The 17045-nt window shown below is 63.8% G+C and carries 13 protein-coding genes; 3 read left to right on the top strand and 10 right to left on the bottom strand.

The annotated features are described in order from the left end of the window. Positions 1-39: 39 nt before the first annotated feature. Genes tilS through dacB form a run of 3 tightly spaced genes read right to left on the bottom strand, consistent with a single transcriptional unit; the run spans position 40 to position 3537 of the window. Complete coding sequence (tilS, locus tag PGC08_RS05335; RefSeq protein WP_029417078.1) at positions 40-1071, bottom strand: tRNA lysidine(34) synthetase TilS; 1032 nt, start codon at positions 1069-1071, stop codon at positions 40-42. Beyond that, complete coding sequence (locus PGC08_RS05330; RefSeq protein ID WP_096160398.1) at positions 1058-2074, bottom strand: zinc-dependent metalloprotease; 1017 nt, start codon at positions 2072-2074, stop codon at positions 1058-1060. Before PGC08_RS05330 ends, tilS begins: the two co-directional genes overlap by 14 nt. After that, a complete protein-coding gene (dacB, locus tag PGC08_RS05325; RefSeq protein WP_101639216.1) occupies positions 2071-3537 on the bottom strand; it encodes a D-alanyl-D-alanine carboxypeptidase/D-alanyl-D-alanine endopeptidase in 1467 nt (488 codons plus the stop codon). Before dacB ends, PGC08_RS05330 begins: the two co-directional genes overlap by 4 nt. A gap of 112 nt (positions 3538-3649) precedes the next feature. On the opposite strand from dacB, the gene PGC08_RS05320 reads away from it, so the two are divergent. From PGC08_RS05320 to PGC08_RS05310, 3 genes are all read left to right on the top strand, one after another. Then, a complete protein-coding gene (locus tag PGC08_RS05320) occupies positions 3650-4135 on the top strand; it encodes an inorganic diphosphatase (RefSeq protein WP_009883395.1) in 486 nt (161 codons plus the stop codon). 178 nt (positions 4136-4313) lie between these two features. After that, positions 4314-4958 (top strand): VOC family protein, encoded by a 645-nt coding sequence (locus PGC08_RS05315; protein ID WP_096160238.1) that lies wholly within the window; start codon positions 4314-4316, stop codon positions 4956-4958. A 168-nt stretch (positions 4959-5126) separates the two neighbouring features. Next, complete coding sequence (locus PGC08_RS05310; protein WP_271709680.1) at positions 5127-5984, top strand: phosphotransferase; 858 nt, start codon at positions 5127-5129, stop codon at positions 5982-5984. A 94-nt stretch (positions 5985-6078) separates the two neighbouring features. Here the strand turns inward: PGC08_RS05310 and PGC08_RS05305 are convergent, their stop codons facing one another. The 7 genes from PGC08_RS05305 to PGC08_RS05275 form a co-directional block, all read right to left on the bottom strand. After that, on the bottom strand, positions 6079-8130 hold the full coding sequence (locus PGC08_RS05305; protein WP_442868154.1) for a PhoX family protein: 2052 nt from the start codon (positions 8128-8130) through the stop codon (positions 6079-6081). Positions 8131-8471: 341 nt separating this feature from the next. Beyond that, positions 8472-9233: a CPBP family intramembrane glutamic endopeptidase gene (locus PGC08_RS05300; RefSeq protein WP_271709679.1), complete on the bottom strand. Its 762-nt coding sequence runs from the start codon at positions 9231-9233 to the stop codon at positions 8472-8474. A gap of 25 nt (positions 9234-9258) precedes the next feature. Next, positions 9259-12969: an efflux RND transporter permease subunit gene (locus PGC08_RS05295; RefSeq protein ID WP_271709678.1), complete on the bottom strand. Its 3711-nt coding sequence runs from the start codon at positions 12967-12969 to the stop codon at positions 9259-9261. A gap of 200 nt (positions 12970-13169) precedes the next feature. Further along, complete coding sequence (locus tag PGC08_RS05290; protein WP_009883390.1) at positions 13170-14465, bottom strand: MFS transporter; 1296 nt, start codon at positions 14463-14465, stop codon at positions 13170-13172. After that, positions 14462-15280 (bottom strand): nitroreductase family protein, encoded by an 819-nt coding sequence (locus PGC08_RS05285; protein WP_180959243.1) that lies wholly within the window; start codon positions 15278-15280, stop codon positions 14462-14464. Before PGC08_RS05285 ends, PGC08_RS05290 begins: the two co-directional genes overlap by 4 nt. Continuing rightward, on the bottom strand, positions 15281-15811 hold the full coding sequence (gene msrA / locus PGC08_RS05280; protein ID WP_009883388.1) for a peptide-methionine (S)-S-oxide reductase MsrA: 531 nt from the start codon (positions 15809-15811) through the stop codon (positions 15281-15283). Then, the gene (locus PGC08_RS05275; RefSeq protein WP_271709677.1) at positions 15804-16994 is read right to left on the bottom strand and encodes a hypothetical protein; all 1191 of its coding nucleotides are present in this window, start codon (positions 16992-16994) and stop codon (positions 15804-15806) included. The genes msrA and PGC08_RS05275 overlap by 8 nt, the downstream gene beginning before the upstream one ends. Positions 16995-17045: the final 51 nt, after the last annotated feature.

Here is a 17045-nt window from a genome sequence, read left to right as displayed (position 1 = left end):
GCCGGTCTGTGGCTGGATTCAGGCGGTCTGGAGCTGGGGTCAGTCGGCCTTCGCTTCGCGTCGAAAGCGCAGGACCTGGCCGGTGATGATGACCTCGGTGTCACCGGGCAGCGACAGTCGGGTGTGTGCGCGACCCTGTGATCCGGGATCGCGGATCAGGGCGAGCAGTTCGCTGATGCGGGCGGCACCGAAGCTCTGGGCGGGTACATCGAGGGAGATCAGCCACTCGCGGAGGACGCGGGAGGCCAGCGCATCCTCGAGGTCCGCCACCTCGCTCAACGGCACCTCGGTGCGTCCGCGCACTGCGGCGGCTGAGGGCTCGGCGAGTTCGTCGAGGCAGTCGGCATCGGCGCGGCACAGCTCGGCGGTGCGCGCCAGGTTCGCGGTGATCGGCTGGCCCAGATCGGCCTCCAGGGACTCCAGCAGACTGCGGGCGCGCACCCGGGCGAAGGAGTCATCGACATTCATCGGATCGTGCCAGACCTCGATGTTCTGAGCCCGACACGAGGCGAGGGTGCTCGCTCGGTCGACATCGAGGAGGGGGCGGACCACCCGCCCGGTGCGCAGAGCCATTCCGGCCAGCGACCTCGTGCCCGAACCGCGCATGAGACCCAGCAGCACCGTCTCCGCCTGGTCGCTTCGGGTATGCGCGGTCAGCACCCAATCTGCGCCATCTGCCGACCGTGCGGCCTCAAGAGCGTCGTAGCGGGCCTCCCGGGCGGCAGCCTCGAGACCGTCGACGCCGGCCTCAACGTTCACGCTGGAGACCTCGGCGGGCACACCCCAGGATTCGGCGATCGAGATCACCCGTCGGGCCACCTCGGCGGATGTGGGCTGGAGCCCGTGATCAACGGTCACGGCACGCGCGCGCAGCTCCCCGCGGCGGTGGAGGAAGGCGCAGGCGTGCAGCAGCGCCATCGAGTCAGCTCCCCCGGAGACAGCGACGATGACGCTTGGCTGCTGTGGGGAGTCACCTACTTGGGCCAGGGCCTCACGGACGCAGTTGCGGATTGTGCCGCTGGCCGGATCGAGGCTCGGCCGCCGAGGTGGTCGCCCCTCAGCCGTGGACACGGTCCAGCCACAGGCTCGGGGTGTGGATCTCCTCGCTCTTCGGCAGGTTCTCCGGGCTGTCGTAGATGACGGAGAAGCCGGTCTGTCCGACTTCTTTGCGGATGGCGCGGACGAAGGCGGCACCGTCACGGTACTGGGCGAGTTTGAGGTTCATGCCCAACAGGTTCGACAGGAATCCGCCCTGCCCGGCGTCCCTGCGGGCCTCGAATTTGCGGCGCAGCTTTCGCACGCTGGGGATCACTTCGATGCCGACCTCATCCATGACGACGTCGGCGTGGCCTTCGAGGAGGCTGAGGATCGCCGAGGCCTCGTCGAGGGCGCTGCGCATCCCCTCGTCCTGGATCAGGTCGACCATGCTCGCATCGCCCTTGACGATCTTGCCCACGGTGGAGAACACGTCGGCTAGTCCCCGGATGCCCGGGGCCTTGAGCGGGGTCGCGACGACCTGGGAGAGCAGGGAGCGCATGTGCTCGCGCAGCCAGGGTGCGGTCGCGAACTGCACCTGGTGCGTGGCCTCGTGCAAGGCCACCCACATGCGGAAGTCGCGTGGGTTCACGTTCATGGCCTCTTCGGCAATGAGGACCGCAGGAGCCACGAACATCAGCCTGCCAGTGGACACAGCGAACGGATCGAACTGGCCCAGCACCCGTGTGGACAGGAGCGAGAGCACCCCCGCCAACTCCACGGCGGCGGCCTTCGCCGCTCCCGGGCCGACGGGTGCGGGCAGGGAGTCGACGTCGACCATTCCGTTGAGCGACTGGGCGTTGGCCTTGATCCAGCCGATCTGGTCCAGGACGAGCACGGAGCCGGCGCCCAGGCGTGTGCGCACGTCATCGGCATGGGCCGGGTCGAGGAGGAAGGAGTCGACGACGAGTTCCTGGGCTGTGAGCGCATTGTCTTTGAGCCCGGCGACCAGCTCATCGAGCTCATCGGTGTCGGGCACACGTGCTGCGGGGACGAGTTCGCGGGCTGTGCGGGCGGCGAACTTCTCATCGACGATCATCGGCAGCCGCAATTCGCGAGTGCTGCGACGATGTCGTCCACGGTCTTCCTGGCTTCCAATATTTTGTCCTTGTCCACGTCGTCGATCTGCAGGGTGAAGACGAGATAGCGTCCATCGGCATCAAGCACCCCTCCTGCCAGTGAGGTCACGGTCGACAGTGTTCCCGTCTTCGCGTGCACGGCTCCGGCTGCGTTCCTGTCCTTGGTGAATCTGTCTGTGAGCGTACCGGTCAGCCCGCCCACGGGCATCGCGGCGATGAGGTCTGAGAGCGAATCATCGGCGACGACCGAGGCCTGCAGGATGGTCGTCAGATCATGCGGACTGATCTGGTTGTCATAGGACAGACCCGAGGTGTCCTCGAGGTGCGTCTGGCCCAGGTCCACAGTGTCCGACAGGGCGTCGAGCACAGCCTGCGGGCCGGCTTCGAGGCTGCCCGGTTCGCCCTGAGCGATGGCGACCTCGTTGCCGAGGACCTCGGCGACGACGTTGTCACTGTGCACGAGGGCGTATTCGACGATCTCGGAGATCGTGGCCGACTCCACCTCTGCCAGCTCGGTGGGCTTCGCCTCATCGCCGGTCTGCGCGTCATCGTCGGTGGCATCGGCAGGCTGCGGATCCTTGGAGACCGTGATTCCGGCCGCCTTGAGTTCCTTGGTGAACACGGCGAAGGCGTCCTTGGCCGGATGCTCGCTGCGCCCGCGCCACTCTTTGTCCTTGCTGCCGACGTAGCCGGTGTCGATCATCAGCGGCTGGATGGGGGTGATCACGCCCTTGGCGATGTCGACGCGCTCCCAGCCGGGACTGAAGTCCTTGCCCGAGTACCGGGACGTATCCAGGTCAAGGGCCACCTCGGCGACGTTCTGGCTCTTCAGCGACTCCGCGGTCTGCTGGGCCAGCGTCGCCAGTCCGGCGTGACCGTTCACGGCCCCTGGCTGGGACTCCCCCGCGCCCAGCAGCGAGTCACCACCGCCCTGCAGCGTCACCGTCGACGTCGCCGGGTCGAACTGTGTGGTCGTGGACAGTCGCTTCTCGCCGCCGATCGTCAGCAGTGCTGCGGAACCGGTGAGGACCTTCGTCACCGAGGCAGGGGTGCGCGGTTTGTTCTCGTTCTTCGCGTAGAGAATGTCATCGCTGAGACCGTCGCGGATCTCGATGCCGAAGCCCTTGACCTTGGCGTCGGAGAGGACCTTGTCCACCTCGTCTGGGATCGCCGTGGGCACCGGTGCAGAATCATCGAGCGCCGAGGCGGGTGCGGGCACGTCCTTGCCCTGAGCGTGGGGTGAGGGGACGTCCTGGACCTCGATCGCAGGCTCGGTGGTGAGTATTCCCGGGAGTTCGGGGAAGACGTCGTAGGCGTCGAGTGCCGCGACTCCGGCCAGCAGTACAGCAAGGCTGCCTGCCGTGATTCCGGCGACGGCCTTCTTCGACCGCTTCGACTTCTTCCGCTCCGGGGTCGGGTTCAAGCGCGGGCCCTCATTCTCATTGCTGCCGTCCTCGCCGTAGCCGTTGTGGTTGTCGTTCGTGGGGACTTGTAAGCTCTATTCTAGTGATGCAACCCTAGCTTGAAGGAGCACTATGGAACTCTTGGCCACAATCGAGATCCCGCGCGGATCGCGCAACAAGTACGAGGTCGACCACGAGACCGGTCGGGTCAAGCTCGACCGCTACCTCTACACCTCGATGCAGTACCCCGCTGACTACGGCTTCTTCGAAGACACCCTGGGCAACGACGGTGACCCGCTCGACGTGCTCGTCCTGCTGCCCGAACCGCTGTTCCCCGGCGTCCTCATCGATGTGCGCCCCATCGGCATGTTCAAGATGGAAGACGAAGCAGGCGGCGACGACAAGGTCCTCGGCGTCACCGCTGGCGACCCCCGGTGGGAGAGCTACCAGGACATCGGCGACGTCGACCAGTTCACCCTGGATTCGATCGAGCACTTCTTCACCCGCTACAAGGACCTTGAGCCCGGCAAGTTCGTCAAGGGCTCCAGCTGGGTCGGCCGCGCCGAGGCCGAGGCTGAGGTCGAGGCCTCGATCAAGCGCTTCAAAGAGTCTCACTGAGTTCACCCTCGCCGAGGTGGTGTGAAGCATCCCCTCGTCCCGAGTTCAGAGACCGTCCGGACGTCATCGTCCGGGCGGTCTCTGCATTCACCAGACCCGCGGCTGTCGCACCTGGAGTGACGCACTACTTAGGTGATCCTAATGAGAAGTGTGAGCCAGGTTATGCGATTGTCGAGACATGAAACTCGATCATGTGTCCTTCGCCAGCGAACCAGACGGGTACAAAGCGACTGCCGAGAGAATCTCGGAGAAGCTCGGTGTGGTTCCCTACGACGGTGGCGTGCATCCTCGATTCGGTACCAGAAATCTGATCTTCCCCCTCGCGAACGGTCATTACCTCGAAGTCGTCGAAGCCTTGGAGCACCCGGCCGCGCTGTCAACACCCTTCGGCCAGGCAGTCCGAGCTCGTTCCGAGCTCGGCGGCGGCTGGATGGGCTGGTGCGTCTCGGTCGATGACCTCGCCGGAGTGGAGACCCGTCTCGAACGCAAGGCCGTCGACGGAAACCGCACCCCAGAATCAGGTCTGGAACTCAAGTGGCTGCAGATCGGAATCAAGGGGCTCATCGCCGACCCCCAGCTTCCGTTCTTCATCAAGTGGGCTGCCGACTCGTCTCAGCACCCTTCGTCCTACAAGACCAATGGCGACGTCGCCATCGATACCCTGCAGATCGCCGGGGATCGTGACCGACTGCGCGATTGGCTGGGGACCCAGGATCCCAAGCCGATCCCGGAGATCCACATCGACTGGTCATCACCTCATGGCACCCCCGGCATCATGTCGGTCAGCTTCGAGACCGCGAAGAACGGCCTCGTCACCATCTGAGTCGCCGTTGCAGGCGTTGCCGGGCGACCGGCGGCGCACAGTCCAGAGGGCATCACACCAACGCGGTGTGATGCCCTCTGTGCTTTCCTGTTGAAAGAGTTCCTGGTGTCTTCACGGGCTAGCGGCAATCTGCCTCAGGGATCGTTTCAGCATGGATAGACTGATTCCGTGAGCATCTGGGAGAACGGACCGCTGAGCACAACACATCAGTGTTTCGTCGAAGAGCATCTCGATGGCCTCGAACTCGTCGAAGACATGTCGTGGGGCCTCATCGACACCAGCGTTCTGCACGTACGATCATCTGGCGCCGACTTCGTCGTCAAATGCGCGGGACCCACCAATCATCACATCGGCCGCGAGATCACTGCCCATGAGTCATCGACTCAGCAGCTCGTCGATCTCGGCTTGGCCAGTCGCATGATCGCGTCTGATCGGTCCAAGAACATCCTCATCACCACATACCTCCAAGGCCGATTGGCTCAAGGCTCGTCTGTGGAGTTTGACTATGACATTCATGTGCAAGCGGGCGCAGCTCTGCGAGCTCTCCACGGCATGGACTCGGTGATGGACCCGGACTACGAACGGCGAGCGACAGAGAAGTCTCTGAACCTGCTGGGGCAGTCACACAGGATTGACCCGCTGACAGCACACCGTGCTCGTATCCTGCTCACAGACTATCGGCCGCGACCTGTCGCCGTCGTACCCACTCATGGTGACTGGCAGCCTCGCAATTGGTTGGTCCATGAGGAGCGACTGCGTGTGATCGACTTCGGCCGTTTCGAATACCGTCCGCCTGCAACAGACCTATGCCGGCTCGCTGCCCAGCAATGGTCGACCTCGAACCTGCTGGAAGATGCCTTCATCGAAGGGTACGAGACCGACCCGCGGGATGAGGAAGTCTGGTTGATCTATCTCCTGCGAGAGGCCATCGGCACCGCAGTGTGGGCATATCAGGTTGGCGACCAACGATTCGAAGACCAGGGCCACCGCATGCTCGCGCGGGCGCTGCGCCGCTTCGACAAGTAGCCGGACAGCCGAAGAGCGGGCATTCAGTACGAATGCCCGCTCTTCTGCTTTGGAACCTTTAGATCAGACCTTGGCGCAGTCTTCGATGCTTAGGTCAGTTGCCCCGGCCGAGTCCGTTGCCGTTGCCGTTGCCGTTGCCGTTGCCGTTGCCGTTGCCCCGACCATTGTTGCCGTTGTTCCCGTTGCCGTTCCCGTTATTCCCGTTGTTGCCGTTATTGCCGTTGTTGTCCTTCTTCGGCGGTTTGCCGTTGTCCTTGCCCTTGCCGCGCAGGACCTGGACGACGGATGGGCGCGGAATCGCGGCGACTCCCGCGTCGACATCAGTGGCATCGACGAAGTCCGGGAACTGTGAGTGCTGGTTGGCCCAGCTTCCGTCCTCACCTGGGTGCTGGACGGCGACGAAGGCTGATTTGTCCTCATCGTGGACCAGCGGTCCGCAGACCTCGCCCTCACGCGGGACGGAGAGGAACTGCTCGACGCGGCCCCTCTGCTTGCCTTCGATCGTGACCTTGAACAGTCCGTCGCAGTACCCGATTCCATCGGGGGCGCCATCGGTGGAGATCCACAGATTGCCGGCGCTGTCGAAGGTGACGTTGTCGGGGCAGGAGATCGGTGAGACCTGGTCAACGGGGAAGCCGGAGAAGTAGGTCTTGTCACCCTGCTTCGGATCGCCGCAGACCATCAGCAGGGTCCAGTCGAATTCGGTGCCAGTGTGGTCGCCATCGCGTTCGGTCAGCTCCACGATGTGACCGTCACGGTTCTCGGTCCGTGGGTTGGCCTCATCGGCTGCTGCCTTGCCGTCGGTGCCGCGGTCCGAGTTGTTCGTGCAGGCGACGTAGATCTTCCCGTTGACTGGGTTCGGCTCGACGTCCTCACAGCGGTCCATCTTCGTGGGTCCGACCTTGTCCGCTGCCAGACGGGTGTTGATGAGCACCTCGTCGATCGCCATTCCGGAGACCTGGGACGTACCGTCCTTGATCAGCGGCAGCCACTGTCCGCTGCCGTCGAACTCTCCGTCAGCAGGCACTGCGCCGCTGCCGTCGATCTCGTTCTTCGGTGAGTTGCCGGTGAACTTCGCAACGAAGAGATCGCCTTCGGACAGGAGGGTGAGGTTATGGGACAGATCACCCTCGATGTACTTGCCCTTGGACACGAACTTGTAGAGGTAGTCGAACTTCTCATCATCGCCCATGTAGGCGACCGCGTGACCGGAGTCCGCGATCGTGATGTTGGCTCCCTCATGCTTGAACCGGCCGAGGCTGGTGTGCTTGAGCGGAGTCGATTCCGGATCCCGTGGGTCGACTTCGACGATCCAACCGAAGCGGTTCGCTTCGTTGCCGTAACCGGACTTGTTCGTGTCGAAACGCTGCAGATCGTCTTCCCACCCGTAGGCCGAGGCGTCATTGGTCAGTCCGTAGCGCCTATCGGCGTCCGACTGTCCCTGCGCCCTGAAGTAGGAGTTGAAGTTCTCTTCACCGGAGACCAGCGTTCCCCACGGGGTCAGGCCGCCGGAGCAGTTGCCCAGGGTGCCCTGGACCTTGTCACCCTTGGGATAGTCCCGCGTCCGGAGCAGATCCGAACCGGCGGCAGGCCCGGTGAACTCGTATTCTGTGCCGATGAGGAAGCGACGGTTGTTCGCACCGTTGACGTCGACCTTCCACGGAGTCTTCGCGTTCCTGCGCTCAAGCTCGACGACGGTGAGTCCGTGTGCTTCGCGGCTGATCGCCCGCTTCGTCTTCTCGTCCATGGAGTCGGGGTACATGATCGCATCGTTGCTGTACTCATGGTTGGCAAAGAGCAGTGCCCGGTTGCCGTCTCCGCTGCGATCGACCTGGATCTCGAGGAAGTCGTTGTTGTACCCGAACTGGCGGCGCTGCTTCTTGACCGACTGGTTCTCCGGATCGAAGGGTTCCGAGTCGGGGAAGAGCGCGTCGCCCCACCGCACGATGGGGTGCCAGGAGTAGCCCTTGGGGACGATGAATTCGTCGACCTCGTGGTGCACCGGGTCGATGGCCTTGAACGCGAGGCTCTTCCCCTTGGCTGCTGCGCTGCTGGCACTGGGGCTGGGCGCCGTCGTCACTGCGATCGCCAGGGCTCCGGCGGCTGAAGCACCGAGCGCGGCCCGTCGAGTCAGCTGGGTTCCCACGATGTCGCGGAAGTAGCTGTTCGATGACGTGTTGCAGATTGCCTTGCTGCACGCGTTGTCGCATTTGAGTGCGCAGGTGACGGGGCTTCGCTTGCCACGACATGTCCGGCCATGGGCAGAAGTTCGCGTAGGGGTGCCATCGGTTCGGTTATCTCCTCGGATCGGGACTTTCGATTCCCACCTCGCCACACGAAGGGGAACTCACCCGAACGAGAATTCCACCATGACTTGGCCCCAGCCCTACCGCTTGGTGAACTGGAAATGAACCCGCGAACATCAGTGCATTACGTCAAACGAAACGTACCTAAAAGGATCCCGCTCGCCTGGAAGAGAATTCCTGCTCAGCCGGCGTCGACGAGAGTGAGGATCCCCGGCACCAGGAAGCCAACGGCGTCGATGATGAAATGCGCCCACACCAGCGGCATCAGTCTGCCTCGGCGCATGAAGTACCACCCGAAGATGATGCCCATGGCGACGTTGCCGATGAAAGGCCCGATGCCCTGGTACAGGTGGTAGCTGGCTCGGAAGACTGCCAGGCTGATGATGATCGGCCACATCCCGTAGCCCAGACGCTGGAGGCGTTCGGCACCGAAGCCGAAGATGATGACCTCTTCGACGATGCCGTTCTTCGCCGCGGCGAGGATGAGCACGGGAATCGTCCACCAATGATCGCCGAGGTTGGCCGGCTGGATCTCGGCGGTGATCCCCAGTGCCCTGCCGCCCGCGTAGACGCCGAGGGTGCCGATGCCGATGATGGTGAAGATGAGTGTTCCGCGACCGAGGTCCTTGGCTCGCTGACCGTTCACGCCTAGCCGGGTGCTCAGGGGCGGTGCATCGGTGTCCCGGGTCAACAGGTAGAGAGCCAGGAGCACCGGCACGAGAGTGAATCCGATGTCGAGGATCTGGTAGACGAGGTCGAAGCCGGGCCGTGGCGACATCGAAGTGTTGAGCTTCGCCTGGGCTTCGCTGATCGGGCCCCTGGTCGTGATGTCGACCAAGCGAACGATCGCATAGACCGCGGATTGGCCCAGAGAGAGTGCCGCAACGAGACCGAGCTCGAACCACAGGCGCTTCTTCTCCTGTGGTTCGAGCTCGTTTCTCATGGATCCCACTGTAATGGGCGTGGAATCAGTGCTTCGGTTCATCACCCGTGTCGCGGCGCTCGGGCGAGGCGTCCGACGCTGAGCCGTCCGTGGCCGAGGCGGCGTCCGTAGCCGACGAAGCTGACTCGTCACGTTCGGCCACTGCCACGGATCCTGCCTCGGCGGTGGTGTCCGCCTGTGTGCCTGAGCGGGCACGATCCGTCGCGTCCGAGCGTTGCCCGGCTCTCGCCTCGGCGACGTCGAGCACCTGGCCACGGGCCATGTTCTTCACGTGCTTCTTCTCCGCTCGTCGTTCCTTGGCTCCTTCGAGCAGGAGGTAGAGGACGGGCACGAGGATGAGCGTGAGCAGGGTCGAGCTGATGAGGCCGCCGATGACGACGATCGCCAGCGGCTTCGAGATGAACACTCCCCCGCCGGTCAGACCCAGCGCCATCGGCACGAGCGCGAAGATCGTGGCTGCCGCGGTCATCAGGATCGGACGATAACGCAACCGGGCACCGTGGACGATCGCCGACCGCAGATCAACGCCTCGAGCCCTGAAGTGGTTGATCAGGTCGATGAGCACGATCGCGTTGGTGACCACGATGCCGATGAGCATCAGCAGACCGATCATCGAGGTCAGACCCAGCGGAGTGTCAGTCAGCAGCGACAGCGCGATGGAGCCGGTGGCCGCGAACGGAATCGAAACCAGCAGGATCAGCGGCTGCAGCAGCGACTTGAACGTGGCGACCATAATGACGAACACGATGAGGATCGCGGCGAGCATCGCAAGTCCCAGCTGGGAGAACGCTTCGTTCTGCTCCTGCGTGGCACCGCCGGTGTCGACGCTGACCGAGTCGGGGATATCAACGTCGTTGAGTGCCGACTGCACATCGGCCGACACCGTTCCCAGGTCATCGCCTGCAGGGGTCACCGATACCGTGGTCGAACGCTGCGAGTCCGTGTGACGGATCGTCGGTGCGGTCTTGACCTCTTTCACCTCGGCGACGTCACTGAGTTCGATGAACCGAGGCTCAGACGTCAGCGCCGGAGCACCTGCCATGGCGCCCGGATCACCGGCCGCGCCAGCGTCACCACCGGCACCGGCTCCACCGGCACCACCAGCACCGCCGGACGCATCCGCGCCGCCTTCGGCTCCACCGGCACCGCCCGCAGCTCCGGCACCACCGTCTGCTCCACCAGCGGCACCGGCAGCGCCACCAGCGGGCGCCGTCTCCTCCGGTTTGCCGGGGATCTTGAGGACGCGCAGTTCATCGACTGTGTCGGCGTTGCGGTCGAAGAGGAGCACCGAGTGAGAGACGTTGTCGATGACGACTTCGCCGATGTTCTGGCCGTGCATCGCCCGCTGCACGTACTGACCGATCGAGGCCTCCGTGAGGTTCTCCTCGGCGGCCTTCTCATGATCGACCTTGACCTCGATGACGGGCTGGACGGCTTCGAGGTCGCTGGTCACCGACTGAGTCCCGGGAACGCCTTCGAGCTTGTCGGTGACGGTCTTGGTGGCGTCGTCGAGCTCTTTGACATCCGAGGCCGAAAGGGTGACGTCGATCGTCTGGGCTCCGGGCGTCGAGCTCTGGCTCTGCACCTCGACCTGCCCGACGTCGCTGAGATCGTCGAACTCCTTCTGCAGCTCGTCGGAGATCGACTGCGCCGAGACTCCCGACTTGGAGGTGATGATGTAGGTGCCGGTGATCGACGAGTCGTCAGTGAACCCGAAGGTGCTTCCACCGACGGAGAGCTGATAGGACTCGACGTCGCTGTTGTCCTCGAGGATCTTCTCGACCGGCTCGGCCTGCTGCGAGGCCTCATCGAGATCGGTGCCGGGGTCGAAGGTCTGCGAGACCTGCAGACTGTCCTGACCGGTATCGCCGAAGAGCTCGGTCTTCAGCTGCGGGACCATCGCTCCCGTCCCGATGAGGAGGAGGACGGCGACCAGGATCATCACGACAGGATGTTTGGTGGAGAACGAGATGACCGGCATGTAGGTCTTTTGCAGCCGTGTCACCGGAGAATGCATGCCGGCAAGCTCATCGACCTCGTCTGCTTCCTCATCGGTAGCACCGTAGTGGGGCTCCGCCGAGGCGGTGGCGGCACCGGCAGTGGTCGCCTCGGTGCTCGGCTCATCGTGACGGCCGGCGGTGAGGATGTCCTGCTTCTTGGAGGCCTTCTTTGCGGCCTTCTTCTCGCTGCGCCATTCGGAGAGCATCCCCTTGCGGCTGCGCCGGATCTCCTTCTTCTCCGCGCGGGTGAGCTTGACCTTGGCCTCACGTTGCCGCAGGAACCAGTAGGCGAGGACGGGCACAATGGTCAGTGCCACGAACAGGCTCGAGAGCAGGGCGATGGTCGCGGTCAGGGCGAAGGGGCGGAACATCTCGCCGGTCTGGCCGGAGACGAAGGCCAGCGGCAGGAACACGGCAACGGTCGTCAGGGTCGATGCGGTGATGGCGCCGGAGACTTCGGAGACGGCGGCAAGGATGTTCGCGAACTTCTCACCGCCCGAGGCGTGCCGTCGTCGGATGGCTTCGATGACGACGATCGAGTCGTCGACGACGCGTCCGACCGAGATCGTCAGCGCACCCAGGGTCAGCATGTTCAGGGTCTCCCCGCCCATCCACAGACCGACCATGGCGATGAGCAGAGACAGCGGGATCGAGATCGCTGTGATGATGGTGGCGCGGACCGAGAGCAGGAACACGAGGATGACGAGGACCGCGAAGAACAGTCCCAGTCCGCCTTCGACGAGCAGATCGTGGATCGACTGTTCGATGAATGGTGCCTGATCGAAGGCGGAGACGAACTCGGTGTTGTCCCCCATCGACTTCTCGAGTTCGGGCAGCTTCTCGGACACGGCAGCGGAGACGTCGACGGTGTTGGCGTCGGATTCCTTCATGATCGACACCGACAGCGAGGGCTGGCCGTTGGTGCGCGAAATCGATTCGACGGGCTGGTTCTCGATCTTGACGTCGGCGACGTCGGAGAGCTTGATCGGGTCGTCCTTGCCGCTGATGACGAGATCCTTGATGGCATCGACGGAGCGGATGCGGGTTCCGACCTCGACCGGTGCCGTGCCCTCATCGCTCTTCAGCTCGCCCGCCGAGGTGGGGATGCCGTTGGACTGGAGGATGCCGGCGATCTCGTCGAGGTTGGCTCCCTCGTCTTCGAGGTCGTCACGACGGATCGTGACCTCGACCTGTTTGGTCTTCGCACCGGCGATCATGACCTGTGAGACGCCGTCGACCTTCTTCAGCTCGGGTTCGGCGATGTCCTCGAGGTTGGCGGCGAGCTTGTCCTCATCGGCGTCCGAGGTCACGGACAGCGCGAGGACGGGAATGTCATCGGTTCCGGCCGTATTCACGGTGGGTTCGACACCCTCGGGCAGCGTGGCCTGGACCTGCGAAACCGCGCGTTGGAGGGACTTGACGACGTCGTCGGAGTCCTCGCCGTACTTGGTGCTCACGGTGATCGAGGAACTGCCCGCCGAGGACGTCGAAGTCATGTCCTCGACCTCTGGCAGCGCCGTCAGCGCACCTTCCAGGGGGTCGGTGACCTCTTGTTCGACGGCCTCCGGGGTTGCGCCCTCGTACGAGGAGGTGACCGTGGCTTGGGGGTTTTCGAGGGAGGGGAAGAGCTCCTGTTTGAGAGCTCCCGCCCCGATGATGCCGAAGATGATGGCGACGACGGAAATGAGCGCAATGAGCGCACGATTTCGCAGACTCAAACGGGTCAGAAAACTCACGTGGTGACTCTCTAGTCGGTGTGCACCCGCAGAGATCGACTGCAGGGGGATGGTGCTCCGTGAACCAATACTAGTGATTCACACTATCCAAATCACGTCAGCAGACCCTGAGTGCCTGCGTGCCGACGAGCAGCGTGTACCTGTGCAGACGAACTGATTACCCGCGCGCTGATAAGCAGCGTGTACGCGTGCCGTGAGACTCAGCTCAGATCGTCGTCGATCCGCTCGTTCTGCTCTGCTTTGCGCACCACGCGGGGCCGGGTTTCACGACCTGTGAACCAGTAGGCAGCGGCCAAGATACCGAGGATTCCGGTGAGCATGAACGCCCAGGAGTAGTCGAAGTGATCGACGACGACTCCGGCGATGATGGGTCCGAGGATGGCTCCCGCATCGAGGGCCATCTGATACTTCGCCAGGACACGGCCGCCCTTGCGATCGCGGCCGATGACATCGGCGACCGTGGCCTGCTGAGCGGGGTTGGCCAGCCCCGAACCGATGCCGGCGACGACGGAGAGGATGAAGAACAGCCAGATCGAGTCGGTGAACGCCAGGGCGGAGGTGCTCACACCGAGGACGAGCAGCCCCCATTGGATGAAGGGTTTGCGCCCATAGGTGTCGGCGAATCTGCCGACGACGGTGACTGCTGAGGCGTTGCCGATCGCGAACATGGTCAGCGCCAGACCGGCGACCGCGGTGTCTGCCCGCAGCGCTTGGATGGCGAAGAGCGGGTAGATGGCCACACGGATGCCCATGGCCGACCAGCCCTGGACGAACGCGGAGATCAGAGCAGCGCGGTAGGCAGAGTCGGCCCACGCCTGTTTGAACGTCATCACCTCCATCTGCGTCTCGTCCTTCGTCGCCTCCAGGCGAGCGCGACCGAGTTTGGTCGAGGAGCCTTCCGAGGCAGTGGAGGCGAGGAAGATGCGCACCACGATGGCGGCGATGAGGAGACCGACGGCGTAGATGATGAAGGGGATGCGCATGCCCCACCCGGCCATCGCTCCGCCGAGGACGGGGCCGGCGATATTGCCGACGAGGAAGGCCGTGGCATAGGTGCTCGAGGCCTTGGCTCTCGCGTCGATCGGTGCCAACCGGATGATCAGGGCCATGGCGGAGACGGTGAACATCGTGGACCCGATTCCACCCAGTCCGCGGAAGACGAGCAGCTGCCAGTAGCTTTGGGCGAAGGCGACGGCCGCGGTGGAGGCGGCGACGATGAGGAGGCCGGAGATGTAGATGCGGCGTTCTCCGAAGGCGTCGACGAGGCGACCGGAGGAGGGTGAGAAGACGAACCGGAAGAAGGCGAAGGAGGAGACGACGATCGTGGCGGCGGTGACTCCGAAGTTGAAGCTCGCGGCGAACTGCGGAAGCACAGGGGCGATGATGCCGTAGCCCAACGCCACGATGAAGGCCGCGGCGACGAGGACGTAGATCTCCTTCGGGAGTCTGCGTGAGGAAGCAGTCGGTTCTAACTGCGCGTCATCGTTGTCTGTCACAGGGTATCGAGGAACTGCTCGGGGTCCGGCAGCGGCCGAGTGCTGTTGGGCAGACGCTGTCGGTAGCGTTCGGGGACCGCACCGATGTAGAGCCAGCCCATGAGCAGTTCGCTCTCTTTCAGTCGGTGGAGTCTGCGCACGGCAGGTTCGTTGGTGAGGTTTCCGCTGCGCCACATGACGCCCCAGCCGGCCTGCCACAGGGCAAGCTCGAGCAGGTGACCTGCCCCGGCGGCCGTGGCGTGCTGTTCCCATTCGGGGACCTTCGGGTTGTCCTGTGGGGAGGCGACGAGGGCCAAGAGGAGTTCTGCCCGCAGCGGCTTCTCGTTGATCTCACCGGTCTTGCGCTGGACGTTTCCTGCTTCGTCGAGGGCCTCGCCGAGGCGGTTCCGATCGTGTCCGCGGATGATGATGAACCGCCAGGGCTTGAGCCCTTTGTGGTCGGCGACCGAGGAGACTGCATGGATGAGTTCTCGCAGATCGGCGTCGTTGGGAGTCTCCGGACCGAGCTTCGAGATGGACCGACGAGTGGAGATCGCGTGCAGAACGGGGTCAGCGACGATGTCGATCGAACTCGGCACAGAATAGTCCGGGCCCACCGGACGGGACGCCGCCGACGCCGCTGTCTCTGATGAAGAGGATGCCGAAGCCTCAGCGTCGGTCGATGGCGCAGAGTCCGTCGCCGACGGCTCTGCGCCCAGCTTCCTCGCCCAGGGGCCGGTCTGGCCGTCGAGGAAGTGCGCGCGCACGCGATCCCTCGTCACATCACAGGCGCCGACGTCTTTCTGACGCCTCTTCTTGCCCGCCTTCTTCGACATTCAGCTCACCCATTCCGCAAACGCCTCCCGTGCATGGGACAGCTTCGGATCAATGATGACACGGCAGTACCCGTTGTTGCGGTTCTCGGTGTAGAAGTCCTGGTGGACAGCCTCGGCGGTGTGGAAGACACCCAAAGGCTCAAGGGTCGTGACGATCGGAGCCTCGAAGAGTCCCTGTGCCTCGGCGATGGCGGCTTCGAAGCGCGCCTTCTCCTCCTCGTCGGCGTAGAACATGGCCGACCGGTACTGGGTGCCGACGTCATAGCCCTGAGCGTTGAGGCTCGTGGGGTCGTGCCCGGTGAAGAAGAGGCCCAGGATCACGCTTTCGGGCACGATCTCGGGATCGAACGTCACCTGAAGCGCCTCGGCGTGGCCAGACGTGCCGGAACATACTTCGCGGTAGTGCGGGTTCGGCGTATGGCCTCCGGTGTATCCGGAGATCACCGAGGTGACTCCAGTGGTCCGCTGGTAGACGGCGTCGAGGCACCAGAAGCATCCGGCGCCCAGAGTCAGGGTACGAAGTTCACTCATATTCCGTACAACCATGATGTGTGCCAGTTATTCCCGCTTCCGCACCCGGTGCCTGCTGCTGGTGCTCGTGGTGGCAGTTGGTGCGGTCAGCGACGAAGGTCAGCTGATTGGGCTCAGGCCACTGGGCGAGAGTCAGTGGCCCGTCGTCGAATTCCTCATCCTCGACCTCGAAACTGCTCGAATAGCCGACCCCGTCACCGCCGAGACCGAGCGGATGCAGCGTCCCTGACTTCGCCGCAGTCGACAGTTCGGCGGTCGTCCGGGGCGGTGAGTCGGCATCGGTGCCGAAGAGATTGAGACTGCTGAGACGACCATCGACGATGTCGAGCGTGAGCTCCAGTCGCGCCGACGCATCTGCGTCCTGGGTGCCGACGACGGGGTAAGTCTGCTGTGCCGGGACGATCAGTGCGGACGACGCCTCTGGGTAGACGTCGATGTTCGAGACATCCTCGTCGCGCAGCAGTTCGGCGAGCTGCCGCGCATCCAGGGTGATGGGTTCATCGCCCGGATGCTGTGTGCGCGAATAGGTCACCCACACGAAGAATCGTGCGGATTTGAACTGTGCTCGCGCCGTATCGGCGGCTTCGGCAGAGACCGGATGCGGCTGTGCGAGCAGCTGATTGACTGCTCCGCGGATATGCTCCGGCAGTTCGATCTCGACCGGAGCGTACTCCAGGTCCTCGATCTGGTCGTGCTCCTCGAACTTGTCGAGGAGGGCCGCACAAGCGGCGACGAACGTGCCGCTGGCCGCTGCGCCCAGTCCTCGCCCGAAACCGGTAGGAAATTTGGCGTCAATCGTATCGGCGAAGTTCTGGGTCGGGTGCCACAGTGCCCAGCTGAAGGCACCGGAGGCAAACGCGGTGGTGAGATTGCGAAAGGACTGAGCCTTCTCCGCCTGCTCCCTCGGGTCCACCGTCGAGTACCGGACGGCTTGTCCTTCGTCCTCCTCGCCAGGCCCCCACACTGCACCCAAGTCGAACTCACCGTCGAGCGGTCCCGCGAAGGCCTTCGTTCCAACGATCCAGGTCAGCCCCGCATTGGCAACCGCATTGCCCAAGCGGGCCGCACGATCGTGTTCAGGCGCGAAGTCACGGCTGCGCACCAGAGCGAGGGCACTGGTTCCGGCAACGGCGATGGCACGGACAAGACTGCGATGACGAGGCGAGATATCGGGAAGATGCATGCGTCAATCGAAACATGGCTGCTTGTGCCGATCATGGGAATCGCCCCGGAA

It is taken from the genome of Brevibacterium sp. BDJS002 (genome assembly GCF_028201555.1).
In the GTDB taxonomy this organism is placed as follows: Bacteria; Actinomycetota; Actinomycetes; order Actinomycetales; family Brevibacteriaceae; genus Brevibacterium; species Brevibacterium aurantiacum.
Note: the sequence above shows the minus strand (reverse complement) of the source record. Positions and strands in the feature narration are given on the sequence as shown.

Bases quoted from the DNA above. Each gene is read 5' to 3' on its own strand.
- PGC08_RS05320 (WP_009883395.1), top strand. From the start codon at position 3,650: ATGGAACTCTTGGCCACAATCGAGATCCCGCGCGGATCGCGCAACAAG.
- msrA (WP_009883388.1), bottom strand. From the start codon at position 15,811: ATGAGTGAACTTCGTACCCTGACTCTGGGCGCCGGATGCTTCTGGTGC.
- PGC08_RS05315 (WP_096160238.1), top strand. From the start codon at position 4,314: ATGAAACTCGATCATGTGTCCTTCGCCAGCGAACCAGACGGGTACAAA.
- PGC08_RS05300 (WP_271709679.1), bottom strand. From the start codon at position 9,233: ATGAGAAACGAGCTCGAACCACAGGAGAAGAAGCGCCTGTGGTTCGAG.
- PGC08_RS05275 (WP_271709677.1), bottom strand. From the start codon at position 16,994: ATGCATCTTCCCGATATCTCGCCTCGTCATCGCAGTCTTGTCCGTGCC.
- PGC08_RS05285 (WP_180959243.1), bottom strand. From the start codon at position 15,280: ATGTCGAAGAAGGCGGGCAAGAAGAGGCGTCAGAAAGACGTCGGCGCC.
- PGC08_RS05330 (WP_096160398.1), bottom strand. From the start codon at position 2,074: ATGATCGTCGATGAGAAGTTCGCCGCCCGCACAGCCCGCGAACTCGTC.